This is a genomic window from Pseudomonas sp. MS646, from assembly GCF_036693845.1.
In the GTDB taxonomy this organism is placed as follows: Bacteria; Pseudomonadota; Gammaproteobacteria; order Pseudomonadales; family Pseudomonadaceae; genus Aquipseudomonas; species Aquipseudomonas chlororaphis_E.
The window spans coordinates 3,740,796-3,753,292 of sequence record NZ_CP144763.1 but is presented as its reverse complement, the minus strand read 5'-3'; the positions used below and the strand labels follow the sequence as shown (position 1 = coordinate 3,753,292).

Sequence of the window (12,497 nt, the reverse complement as noted above, 5' to 3'; positions counted from 1 at the left end):
ATTCGCATCGGGGTCAGAGGTCGTAGCGCACAGACAGCAAGAGGGTTCGCGGATCGTTGATGGAGTAGTACCGGGCGCCGCTTGCGGGCACATAGCCGACCGCTTGGGGGTAGGCCCGGTCGAGCAGGTTTTTCACCGACAGCGTGGTGGTCCAATGGCCGTCGCCCGAGATGTAGCGGGTATTGGCATTCCAGAAGGTCTGCTGGGGAATTTCCTGCACGTCGTCGTTCAGCGCGTTGGCATAGGACTTGGTCTGGAACTGGGCATCGGTGCCGGCCAGCCAGGTGCCGGGCAGGCCGGCGGGAATGGTGTAGTTGAAGCCGACGCTGGTGTTCCAGCGCGGTGAGTACACCAACTGCTGGCCGTTGGCATCGATCCCGGCGCCGCTGGCGTTCTCGAAGTCGTCGTACTGGCTTTGCAGGTAGCCGAGGTTGAATGTCAGTTGCAGGTCGGGCGTCAGCGCGCTCAGGGTTTCCAGTTCGACGCCGTAGGTGTGGGCCTGACCGACGTTGGTCCGCAGGCTGACGCCCAGAGCCGGGTCGTAGGCATTGGTTTGCAGGTCTTTGTAGTCGTTGTAGAACAGCGCGAGGTTGGCGCGCAGGCGCCGGTCGAAGAAGTCGCCCTTGAGGCCGGTTTCCCAAGTGGTCACGTCTTCCGGTGAGAACGCCTGTTCGGCGGCGGCCTGGGTCGGCGCACGGTTGTCGTAGCCGCCGGCCTTGAAACCTTTGGCGACGTAGGCGTACTGATTGAGATGGGGTGTCCAGGCGTATTCGAAGCCGAGTTTCGGGCTGGTGGATTGCCAGGATTTACTCGAGTCGGCGCTGAAGTTGGTGCCGGTGATCTGCCGGTCCGGGGTGACGACGTAGTTGGTGTAGTCGAAGTTCTTGTGTTCGCGGGTGAACCGCAGCCCGGCGATCAGAGACAGTTGCGGCGTGATTTTGTAGCTGCCCTGGCCATACAGCGCATAACTTTCGGTGTTGGTGGTGCTGTATTGGCCCTGGCCGATCACCCGGTTACGCGCGATGGAATAAGTCAGGCTGTCGCGCTCGGCGTCGAATTTTTCCCGGTACAGGTACAGGCCCGTGCTGAAGGTGAAGTCGTCGTAATCGCCGTTGAGCTGGAACTCCTGGGTGGCGTAGTCCTGTTTGTAGGTGATCAGGCTGTGCTGGATCAGGGCCGCCTGGCCGGAGTTGTCATAGTCCACCGGTTGGTTGAAGGCGGAGTAGGCGGTGACCGACTTGAAATTCAAGTGATCGTTGATGCTGTAGATCGCCCGCAATACCGAACTGCCCTGGTCGAGGCGGTTCTTCGGGTTGAGGCCGCTGTAGCTCTTGAACTTGTCGAAGCGGCCGTCGGCGTCGAAGGGGGTGTAGCTGGTGGTATCGCCGCGGTCGAACGTACCGGCCAGCGTCAGTTGCACGTCCCACGGCGAATCGATGGGGTTGAAGCGAAGCTTGCCTCGGTAGGCCTGGATGTCGACGTTGTTCACGTCTTCGCCGCGGGTGGGGTTGGAAACGGTGCCGTCGCGGGTCAGGCGAATGGCCGAGAAGCTGCCGAACAGGGCGTTGTCCACCAGCGGGCCGCTGATCAGCAGGCGGCCGTTCTGCGCGTTGTAGTTGCCGGCGCCGAGTTCGAAGAAACCGCGGGTTTCCTGGGACGGATCGCGGGTAATCACGCGGATCGCCCCGGCACTGCTGTTGCGTCCATAAAGCGTGCCTTGCGGGCCGCGCAAGACCTCGACGCGTTCGACATCGTTGAAGTCGAGCATCGAGGAAATCGCCCTGGGGATGTACAGGTCGTCGGCGTAGACCGCCACGGCCGCTTCCTGTATCGGGTCGGTTTCGCCGATGCCACGAATCCCATAGGTCTGCGCGCTGTAAGAGATCGACTGGCGGCTGAGGGTCAGGTTCGGTACTTGTCCGGAAAGATCGCGAATGCTCTTGATCTGCTTGTCTTCAAGGGCGGCTTCGTCGAACGCGGAGATCGCCAGGGGCGCTTTCTGCAAATCCTCGCTGCGGTGTTCGGCGGTGACGGTGACCACCGCCAGCGCACCGTCCCGGGTGTCTTCTTCGGCGTGGGCCGACAACCCGAGCAAGGCCAGCGAAACGGCCAGCGTCAGGCGGTTTGAGGTGAAGGTATCGTGCATGGTGGACCCCTGGTGTCTGGTGCAGCGTGGGCGTTGGCATTTATTCCGGGCAAAGCGTCGCCACGGGCCTGGCTCCGGGAGGCAGGGCGAGGAGAGCGTTGGCCGATTTCAGGTTGGGTGTGGCATTGACCGTGGGGTGGTGTCGGCCGGAAAAACGTACAGTTCCGCGAGCCTCCACCTGGTCAGGGGTCGGTGATGGTTGTAACAGTATTTGTATAATGGATCGCTGTAAAAGTCCGATTTGTTATAAGTTAATTATAAAAAATAGACATTAAGTTAATAAATTAAATGCGTAATTCTGATGATTATATGGCTCCCTCGAAACGCAATCGCGGGCCAGCCGTGCTCCCACATGTGTCATGTGGCCCTTATGGGAGCATGGCTTGCCCGCGATGACGGAGAAAGGTGCAGCTAGTACCCGCGCTGTACGTTCGCCAGGTTCTGCAGTGTCGCCCCCGACAGGAAGCGTTCGAGGTTGGCGAGGAAACTGTCGGCAATCTCGTGGCGGCTGTTGCTGGAAATCGCCGAAGTGTGCGGCGACAGTCGCACCCGTGGATGAGTGTAGAAAGGATGGCCGTCCGGCAGGGGTTCCGGTTCGGTGACGTCCAGCGAGGCCAGGCCGATGGCGCCGCTGTCCAGGGCCTCAAGCAGGGCAGCGTGGTCTAGCAAGCCGCCACGCGCGACATTGATCAGGTGCAGGCCCGGCTTGGCGCTGGCAAGCACCGCGGGGTTGACGATATGCCGCGTCGCGTCGGTCAGGGGCGCGGCCAGTACCAGGTGATCGGCGCGGGCGAACAAGTCATGGATCCCTTCCGCGGCTTCGACGCCCTTGACTTCGAACGGTGCCGTGCTCTGGCGCAGCGCCAGCACGTTGATGCCCAGCGCACGGGCCTTGGTCGCCAGGCTGCGGCCAATCGCACCGAAGCCGAGAATCCCCAGGGTGCTGCCCTTGAGCGGTGTCAGCGCGGTGAAGTTCCAGTGCGAGTCGTGCACCCAGATGTCCGGCAAGTGCTTGGCGGCGGCGAAGATCGCGGCCAGGGCAAATTCGGCGATGTTCTCGGCGGCGCTGCCCCGGGAGGTGCTCACGGGCGGGCCGTCGAACAACCACTGGGGATAGAAGTCGATGCCCGAGGACACCACGTGCACCCAGTTCAAGCCGTAGGGCCAGCCCGGTGGTGGTGTGTCCGGTGCCTGATAGCCGCGCACGTTGATCGGGCGGGCCAGCAGTACCCCGACGTCGGCGGGAAGGTCGCTGGGCACGCCGGCCGGTACGTCGAGGACCCTGGCCCCGGGGTGCGCCTGCGCGAGGCGCTGGCGGATCACGTCGTTGAACTCTGTGTCCAGTTGGCTGGCGATCACGAGCGGGCTCATGGGGTGTCCTTTTTCTGGCGTTGGGCGAACACCGCTTTGCCGACGCCTTGCAGCACGGCATCGTTTTGCGGGGTGTGGATGCGGCTGCACAGCACGTCGCGGTAGTGCCGTTGCAGCGGGTTATGCCGCGACAGACCGGGGTTGCCGGACGCTTCGATGGCCAGTTCGACCGCGGCAATGGCGTTGCTGGTCACCAGGTATTTCAATTGTGCGGCGTGCTGGGCCGGCGTGCGTCCTTCGGCGGCGGCATCCAGCAGGCTGCGGTTGGCGAACAGTAGGGTGTCGATCTGGCCGACGGTTTCCTGGAAGCGCGGCAGGGTCGACAGCGCGGCGCCGAGGTTGGACGGCTTGCGTTGCTCCAGCCATCCCACCAGCCAGTCGCGCGCGGCTTGGGCGACACCGTCGTAAACCGCCGAGAGCAAGACCGACATCCACAGGAAACCATCGCTGTCGAGTTCGGGCTGTGGCGCGCTCCAGGGGCTGACGCTGACGGCGTGATCCAGGGGCACCAGGACGTCGTCGAACAGCACTTCGTGGCTGCAGGTGGCGCGCATGCCCAGGTGGTCCCAATCCTCGATGATGCTGATCCCTGGCGTGTCCTTGTGCACCAGCCAGGCACCCACCAGCGGGTCTTCATCGGTGCTGCGTGCCCAGACGCTGAACCAGGTCAGACCATGGCTGCCGGTGGAGTAGATCTTGCGCCCGCTGATCCGCCAACCTTCGGAGGTGCGCCGGGCGATCGTCGCGGGCAGCCCGCCACGGGCCGGCGTACCCAGGTCGGGTTCGACCCGCAAGGCATTGATCAGCGCGCCGTCGTTCACGGCGTCGCGGGCCACTCGCAGGCGCAACGCCTCGGGCCAGCTTCGATTGTCTTGCAGGCGCGAATGCTGCAGGTACTGCATCACCAGGATCAACGCCGTGGAAGGTTCGCCCTTGGCGACCGCGCTGATGACTTTGCGGGCCTGCACCAGGCTCGCGCCGCTACCGCCCAGCGCCTTGGGCACCGTCAGGGCCAGCAGGCCATGCTCGTGCAGCAACTTGAAATTGTCCCAGGGGAAGGCACCGCTCTCGTCAAGGCGGTGGGCCGTGGCCGCCAATTGTGCACCGATGCTTTCGAGCACGGCGTCGAAGTCGGCGGCCACGACTGCTTGCAACTGGGGTGGGCGTAAGGAAGAAAGGCTCATGGTCAGTTCACTCGATCGAAAAAGGTGGAAGCTGGATGCCCGGTTCTGGCGACCCGCTGCCGCGCCTGAGCAGGTCGGTGCGAAACAGGCTCACAGCGCGAGCAAGGGGAAATTGCGTTCCCACAGGGGGCTGACGTCGAGCCTTTCGCTGAGCACGCCGGCGTCGAAGAACAGGTCGGCGACTTCCTGCTGCGAGGCAATGGCTTGTTCACTCACGGCGATGATCTTCGACGGCTGGCTGCGTTGGTTGTGCATGTCGAGAAACACCGCCTTGTCGACACCCAGCAATCGCGCCGACTTGGTTGCCCAGGGCTCGGGGTTGTCGTTGATCCATTCCAGGGTGCGCGCCTCACGCTGGATGTAATCCTGGATCGCCTGCCGGCGCAGCGGGTCTTCCAGCGCCTTGGGGCGCGCGGCAATCAGGTAGTTGCCGGACAAGTAGCCCAGGGCGGTCTTGAGGACCCGGGCGCCGCTGCGGAACTTGGCCAACTGGATGAACACGCCGTAGATCACCCACGCATCGAGTTGGCCGCTCTGGAATGCGCTGAAACCGTCTTGGGGCGTGAGGGCTACGGCGGTGATGTCGTTCATGGTCAGGCCCTGTTCCTTCAGGGCCTTGATCAGAAAGTAATGGGAGGTGGTAGAGCGCACGTAGCCAACCCGCTTGCCGCGCAATTGCCCGATGGACTCGACCGACGATTCGTTGGGAACCAGGAACACCTGGTTGTTCACGTCACCTTGCAGCACCGCGATCAGGCGCGGCTGGCGATGGCTCTGGAGGGAAAAGATCGGTGGGATTTCACTCATCCCACCCACGTCCAGGCTGCCGGACGCCAGCGCCTCGACGATCAGGTTGCCGCCGGCGAACTCGGCGTATTCGACCTTGTAGGGCGTGTCGGCGGTGCCGGCATCCTCGAAGAAATAGGAGTCCTGGCCACGGTAGGTGGCCACCCCGAGGGTCAGCTCGGACAGGGACTTGCCCTGGGCGAACGCGCGCGGGGCGAAACCCAGTGTCGACAGGCCCAGGGCGCCAAGGGTGACGGCGCCGGCCATCAGGAAGCCGCGTCGATCGAGCTGCCCTGGCGCGAAGTGTTGTTTCATGACCGGAGGTTTGCTCATGCGACGGCCTCACTGCCCGTTGCCGGCTCAAGGACGTCATGGGTGTACCGGTTCGCCGGCACCGCCAGGCCCAGGTTATCGCGCAGGGTGTGGCCGCTGTATTCGCGGCGGAACACCCCGCGTTGCTGCAGGACCGGCACGACCCATTCGGTGAACGTCTGCAGGCCGTCCGGCAGCAGGGCGTTGATGATGAAGCCGTCGGCTGCGCCGTTGTCGAACCAGTGTTCAATGGCGTCGGCGACCTGTTCGGGGGTGCCGACGAAGTCCCGGCGTGGCTGGGAAAAGCGCAGGGCGACCTGGCGCAGCGTCAGGCCTTCGTCCCGGGCCAGTTGCTTGATCCGCTCGGAGCCGCCTTTCTGGCTGTTGGCGCCCAGGTCGCCCAGCTCAGGGAACGGAGCGTCCAGTGGGTACTGGCTGAAATCATGGTCGTTGAAGGGCCGGCCGAGCGCGACGATGGCGTCCTCGATACTCACCAGCGCCACCGCTTGTCGATAGCGCTCTTGCACCTGCGCCTCATCGCGCCCCACGATCGGACGAATGCCAGGCAGGATCGACAGCTGCTCGGGGTCGCGACCGAATCCGCTGGCGCGACGCTTCAGGTCCCGGTAATAGGCCTGGGCTTCTTCAAAGCTTTCGGCGCTGACGAAAATCGCATCGGCGTTCTCGGCGGCGAAGTTACGCCCGTCCTCGGAGGTACCGGCCTGGAAGATCACCGGCTGGCCTTGGCGGGAGCGGGCGATGTTGAGCGGGCCCTTGACCGAAAAAAATTCACCTTTGTGCTCCAGCGCGTGCAGCTTGCCGGGGGCAAAGAACTCGCCCCGTTGCTTGTCGTAGACAAAGGCATCGTCCTCCCAGGAGTCCCACAGGCCCTGGACCACTGCCACGTGCTCTTTGGCGATCCGGTAGCGCACCGCGTGGGGCGGGTGCTCGGCCTTGCCGAAGTTGTTGGCGGTGCCGCTGAGCCACGACGTCACCACGTTCCAACCGGCACGCCCGGCACTGATGTGGTCCAGTGAGGCGAATTGGCGCGCCACCTGGTAGGGCTCGGTGTAGCTGACCGTCACGGTGGCCACCAGGCCGATGTTCGACGTCACGGCCGCCAGGGCCGAGAGGATAGTCAGCGGCTCGAAGCGGTTGAGGTAGTGCGGGCTGGATTTTTCATGGATGTGCAGGCTGTCGGCGATGAACACGAAATCGAACTTGGCGCCTTCGGCCAGTTGCGTCTGCTGCTTGTAGAAACCGAAGCTGGTGCTGGCATCGGGTTGCGCCTGCGGATGGCGCCATTCGCCCCAGCCATGGCCGACGCCGTGGACCATTGCACCGAATTTGAGTTGGCGTTGCTTGCTCATGGTTCTGCTCCTTTTAACGCGAAACCTGGGTCAGTGGGGCTCGCTGGGTGTTGAAGCGCTTGTCGAAGCCTTGGGAAACGTCGATGCGGCGGGTCAGCAACCCTTCTTCCCGGTAGATGTCGGCGGTCGCCTGTAAGCCGCTGACCACCGCGTCGTCGATCAATACCGGCTGCATCTGGGTCGCCTTGGCCACCTCCAGGTGCACCGCCAATGGCAGGCCGGTGATCCTGGCCTGGGCGGCGGCATATTCGGCAGGGTGTTCGTTGCTCCAGCGGAAGGCGCGGTCGATCCGGGCGACAAAGTCATCCAGTTGCGGGCGCTTGTCGGCGATGGCTTGTTGGGTGGCGGCCAGGTAGAGGTGATTACTCAGCAGGTGGCTGCCGCTGACCAGGACCCTGGCCTGGCTTTGGGCCGTGACCACGGTGGTGAAGGGGTCCCAGGTAGACCAGGCATCCGCGGTGCCGTTATCCAGCACCAGCCTGGATTCGCTGGGCAACAGGAAGACGAATTCCACATCTCGGGTGCTGAGGCCGACGTTGCGCAGGGCCTTGATGGCCAGGTAGTGCCCGATCGAGCCACGGGTGGTGACGATGCGTTTGCCCTTGAGGTCCGAAACCTCCCTGATGGGGGAGTTCTTGGGGACGAGAATGGCCGTGGTATTGCGCCCTTGCGCATGAATGATGCTGACGACCTTCAGTGAGGCCCCCGCGCCCAAGGCAAACACGTAGGGGGCATCGCCCAGGGCGCCGATGTCCACGGCGCCGGCGTTCAAGGCCTCGCCCAGTGGTGCGGCGGCGGGGAATTCGGAAAACTGGATGGCGTAGGGCACGTCCTTGAGTTCACCGGACACTTCCAGCAGGGCTTTGAGGGTGGATTTCTGATTGGCCACCCGCAGTGGTTGCAGGTCGTCTGCGTGAGCAGTGCCGAACACGAGGGCGATTAACAGTAAGGGTAGGGACAGGCGCATGGGTGGAACTCCAGGCTAAGCGTTGCATTCAGCGCCTCCGCCTGGAGAAGGGGTCGGCTGGTCCGGGTCAGGGCGATCACTCGCCCCCTTTTGGGTTCAGATCACATAGAAACCGTGGGTGCCGTCGCGGGCCAGCTGGTCCACGAGGCCGAACTCCCAATCGAGATAGGCTTGCATGGCCTCATGCGGGTTATCGGTGCCTTCGTAGGGGCGGCGATAGCGATCGATGGGCGCAGACACCAACCGGGTCTCGCCATGCGCCAGCGGCCGCTGGGCGGCGATCCAGCCGGCCGTGCCGTCACGCAGCAGGAACACGGCCTGGCCGGTCAGGCGTTCGACGTCCGGGATTGCCCATCGGGCCAACTGGCCGCTGCCGCAGGTCAGGACATAGCGCTGGGCCGACGGCACCTGGGCCAGGGCTTCGCTCAGTTGACTGCGCAGCAACCACCTTGCCCCCGGGATATGCCGCTTGATGTAGTTGGCGCTGCTGGTGAAGTCCAGTACCACGGTGTCACCTTCGGCCAGCCACTGTTCGAGGGTGTCAGGGCTGATCTCTTCGGCTTGCGGCGGGACAGGCACAGGGGCTTTCCAGGGGCCCTGTTCGCTGAAGTGGCCGGGGTGCAGATCATCCAGCACGTGCACCTCCCACCCCAATTGCGCGAGCCAGGACGCCGACATGTTGGCCCGCACACCGTCATCGTCGACCAGGACCAGGCGAGCACCGCGTACGCTGGCGAAATGATCGGTCTCCTGGACCAGTTGCCCGCCGGGCGTAGACCGGGCCCCGGGCAGGTGGCCGGCTTCGAATTCTTCCGGGGTGCGTACATCGAACAGGTAGGTGCTGCGTGTCGCGTCCGCTTGCCAGCGGTGCAGGTCCGCGAGGGTGGCGCGACCGACCCGTGCCTGATCGGCAACGCGGCGGGCATCGCGGGCGGCGATGTCGCGATGTTTTTCCTGGGTAGGGGCGAACCGGCGTGACTGGCCGTGCTCCAGCACCTGGCCGGCCAGGGTCCAGCCAATCGTACCGTTGCGCAAGGCCGACACCGGGTTGGCGAGGCCGGCGTTGATCAACGACTGGGTGCCGATGATGCTGCGAGTACGGCCGGCGCAATTGACCACGATGCGGGTCGCCGGGTCCGGCGCCAGTGCCCGCGCCCGCAACACCAGTTCCGCCCCAGGTACGCTGATGCCGCCAGGAATGCTCATGGTCTGGTATTCGTCGAAACGGCGGGCGTCGAGCACCACCACGTCGGCCTCGCTGTCGAGCAGCGCCTGAAGCTCTGGCGCGGCGATCGAGGGGGTATGGCGCTGGCTTTCCACCAGCTCGCCAAAGGCCTTGCTCGGCACGTTGACGTCGATGAACAACTCGCCACCCGCGTCGCGCCAACCGTCCAGGCCACCTTCGAGCACCGCGACATCGACGTAGCCCAGCGCTTGCAGGCGCTGCGCCGCCAGGCCCGCCAGGCCTTCGCCACGGTCATAGACCGTCACCGGGGTGTCGCGCCTCGGGATGCGCGCAAACACCTCCAGCTCCAGCCTGGACAACGCGATGTTGGCGGCAAACAGTGGATGGCCCTGGGCGAACGGCGCCTCTTCACGCACGTCGACGATGGCCAGCTCTTCGCGGTTCAGCAACGCCTGGCGGATCTCCGAGTAGGAGCGGGTACGTACAGTGCTCATAAGGCTTGGCTCTCTTTGGACAGGTCCCAGATGTTGGGGAGCAGGGTGTTGGAATACCCGGAGATGAACAGCTTTTCGCTACCGTCGGGCTGGTACACCGCGCGGCGTACGGCACCGATGTTGGCGCCATAGACGTGAATGCTGATGGAGACCTGGTCAGCGAAGGCATTGCTGACCTGGTGGATGTCGCCGACCTTGGGCGAGACGGCCTCGACCTGGCCCGGCACAAGCCGTATCGGCGAGCCCTCGGGCACCAGGCTGCCATCAGGGTGGCGAGCGAAGCCTTGAGAGTCTTCGGCGCCGCGCAACAGGCCGATCAGGCCCCAGACCCGGTGATCATGAATCGGCGTGCGTTGTCCCGGCCCCCAGACAAAACTGACCACACTGAACCGCTGCCGGGAATCGGCATGCAGCAGGTATTGCTGGTAGCGCTCGGGGTCTGGTTGGGCAAAGGTGTCGGGCAGCCAGTCGTCATGGCTGACCAATTGAGCGAGCAACTTGCCGCCGCGATGCAGCAGGTCGCCTTCGCGAGGGTTGCCGTCGATCAGCTCGGCCAAGGCGCCTACGAATGCTCTGAGTCTTTCCGGGTGTCGGGCCTGGGTCATGGCGATTCCATCGTCGTTATGAAAGGATCTGCCATGATTTAAGCATAATGATTTTTCTTAATATGCTATTTTTTTATGATTAGGTTATAGCTGAAAGGAATTTAGAACCCTTGTGAATAGAGTTAGATGTTATCGATCATTGCGTTGGGCTATCCAGTCACGGGCAATGGCACTATGCTTTTTCGCCATGGGTTATGCTTTTCAAACATTTTATCGACTGTGTTCCATGTGCGGGCCAAATGAAAATTGATGATATCGACGCCTTCGTCGAAGTGATTCGCTGTCAGTCCATCAGCCATGCCGCCGAGACGTTGCAACTCACGCAACCGGCGATCACACGGCGCGTGCAGAACTTCGAGCAGGCGCTGGGGGTGGAGTTGTTCGACCGCAACACCAAGCCGCTCAAGCCGACCCTGATCGGCACGCGAGTCTACGAGCAGTGTCGCCTGATCCTGCGGGAGATGGATGCCTTGCGCGAGCTGGTCGCCACCGATGCGCCGCCTACCGGTTTGTTGCGCCTGGGCGTTCCGCAAACGATCGGCGACGTGGTGCTGCTCGATGCGCTCAAGCATCTGCGCGTCGCGTATCCGGAACTGCGTGCGCAGGTGGCGACGGGTTGGGGAAGCCAGTTGGTCGGCAAGATCGAACGCGGCGAGCTGGACGCCGCGGCGGCGTTGTTTCCCGCAGGCAAGATCTTCCCCGACAACATCATTGGTGAGTCGATCGGCAAGATGGAGTTGGTGGTGGTGTGCGCGAAGGCGCAATTGCCCAAGCGCCCCAGCAAGCTGGCGGACGTCTACCAGAACGGCTGGATCCTCAACCCGGACGGCTGCGGTTTCCGCGCCGGGCTGCAACGCACGTTGTCCGACCAGGGGCTGGCCCTGCGGGTCAACCTGGAAACCTTCGGTACCGAGTTGCAACTGGGCCTGGTCGCCGATGGCCTGGGCCTTGGCCTGGTGCCGCGCCCGCTGTTGGAACGCAGTGTCCATCTCGATCAACTGGCGGCCATGCCACTCAAGGACTTCAAACCGGTGATGGACCTGTGGCTGATCTATCCGCATTTTCTCGGCAACCTGCAAGGGCCGGTGGAAGCCTTCGGCAAGCTGGTCGCCGGATCGTTGCAGAAGATCAAGAGCGCTGCGTAACGCTGCCGGGGAGGCTGTATATAATAAAAAAAAATGATAATTAGCTTAGATTAAAATGTGCTTTTTATTATTTTTGGCCTTCCCCTAGGCTTGCTGGAGATCCTTAAGGCCATCCAGGAAGTCTTGCCATGAGCAGCGTCAGCCCGCTATCCAGCGTCTCGAAACATGTTCGCCAACGCGTCAGTCCCGAAGAGTGGGAAGTGCGTGTCAAACTGGCCGCCGCCTACCGGCTGGCGGCCCTGTTCAAGTGGACCGACCACATCTACACGCATTTTTCCGCGCGGGTGCCGGGGCCTGACGAGCATTTCCTGATCAACGCCTTCGGGTTGCTGTTCGACGAAATCACCGCTTCCAATCTGGTCAAGGTCGACATCGACGGAACCCTGGTCGACGACCCGACGGGCCTGGGCATCAACTATGCCGGGTACGTGATCCACAGTGCGATTCATGGCGCCCGCCCAGACCTTCAAGCGGTGCTGCACACCCACACCCGCGACGGCATTGCCGTTTCCGCCCAGCGCGATGGCCTGTTGCCGATCTCGCAGCATTCGATCGCCTTTTCCGGGCGCGTGGCTTACCACGGTTACGAGGGCATTGCGCTGGACCTGGACGAGCGCGAGCGACTGGTGGCGGACCTGGGCGACAAGAGTGTGCTGATCCTGCGCAACCACGGGCTGTTGACCGCGGGTGTCAGCGTCGAGCATGCCTTCCAGCAGCTGCAAAGCCTGGAGCGTGCCTGCAACATCCAGATCGCGGCCCAGGCGGCGGGCAATGCCGAGCTGATCTTTCCTCCGGCCGAGGTGGTGGCCAAGGTCGAGGCACAGGCCGAAGCATTCAAGCGCGGTGACGGGCCGGGTGTCGCGCGGCACTGGAACGCGCTCATCCGGCAGTTGGAAAGAACCGATGTCGACTATAAGGATTGAGTGATCGC

10 protein-coding genes are annotated in these 12,497 nt (G+C 63.3%); 2 read left to right on the top strand and 8 right to left on the bottom strand.

The window, feature by feature from the left end; all coding sequences use genetic code 11:
- Positions 1-13: 13 nt before the first annotated feature.
- The 8 genes from V3H56_RS16400 to V3H56_RS16365 all read right to left on the bottom strand — a co-directional run bounded on the left by V3H56_RS16400 (position 14) and on the right by V3H56_RS16365 (position 10,421).
- Complete coding sequence (locus tag V3H56_RS16400; RefSeq protein ID WP_042728423.1) at positions 14-2,146, bottom strand: TonB-dependent receptor; 2,133 nt, start codon at positions 2,144-2,146, stop codon at positions 14-16.
- A gap of 411 nt (positions 2,147-2,557) precedes the next feature.
- Positions 2,558-3,517, bottom strand: coding sequence for a D-isomer specific 2-hydroxyacid dehydrogenase family protein (locus V3H56_RS16395; protein ID WP_047738958.1), 960 nt, complete (start codon positions 3,515-3,517; stop codon positions 2,558-2,560).
- The gene (locus V3H56_RS16390; protein ID WP_047738957.1) at positions 3,514-4,701 is read right to left on the bottom strand and encodes an acyl-CoA dehydrogenase family protein; all 1,188 of its coding nucleotides are present in this window, start codon (positions 4,699-4,701) and stop codon (positions 3,514-3,516) included. The genes V3H56_RS16395 and V3H56_RS16390 overlap by 4 nt, the downstream gene beginning before the upstream one ends.
- Before the next feature lie 90 nt (positions 4,702-4,791).
- A complete protein-coding gene (locus tag V3H56_RS16385; protein WP_144419456.1) occupies positions 4,792-5,820 on the bottom strand; it encodes an ABC transporter substrate-binding protein in 1,029 nt (342 codons plus the stop codon).
- Positions 5,817-7,169, bottom strand: a complete 1,353-nt coding sequence (locus V3H56_RS16380; RefSeq protein ID WP_047738956.1) for an LLM class flavin-dependent oxidoreductase — start codon at positions 7,167-7,169, stop codon at positions 5,817-5,819. The genes V3H56_RS16385 and V3H56_RS16380 overlap by 4 nt, the downstream gene beginning before the upstream one ends.
- Before the next feature lie 13 nt (positions 7,170-7,182).
- Positions 7,183-8,136 (bottom strand): ABC transporter substrate-binding protein, encoded by a 954-nt coding sequence (locus tag V3H56_RS16375; RefSeq protein WP_047738955.1) that lies wholly within the window; start codon positions 8,134-8,136, stop codon positions 7,183-7,185.
- Between the two features lie 96 nt (positions 8,137-8,232).
- A complete protein-coding gene (locus tag V3H56_RS16370) occupies positions 8,233-9,816 on the bottom strand; it encodes a rhodanese homology domain-containing protein (RefSeq protein WP_338473620.1) in 1,584 nt (527 codons plus the stop codon).
- On the bottom strand, positions 9,813-10,421 hold the full coding sequence (locus V3H56_RS16365) for a cysteine dioxygenase (RefSeq protein WP_123578898.1): 609 nt from the start codon (positions 10,419-10,421) through the stop codon (positions 9,813-9,815). Before V3H56_RS16365 ends, V3H56_RS16370 begins: the two co-directional genes overlap by 4 nt.
- Positions 10,422-10,660: 239 nt before the next feature.
- On the opposite strand from V3H56_RS16365, the gene V3H56_RS16360 reads away from it, so the two are divergent.
- Positions 10,661-11,566, top strand: coding sequence for a LysR family transcriptional regulator (locus V3H56_RS16360; protein WP_042728666.1), 906 nt, complete (start codon positions 10,661-10,663; stop codon positions 11,564-11,566).
- 128 nt (positions 11,567-11,694) lie between these two features.
- Positions 11,695-12,489 (top strand): class II aldolase/adducin family protein, encoded by a 795-nt coding sequence (locus V3H56_RS16355; RefSeq protein ID WP_047738954.1) that lies wholly within the window; start codon positions 11,695-11,697, stop codon positions 12,487-12,489.
- The last annotated feature ends 8 nt before the right edge of the window (positions 12,490-12,497 follow it).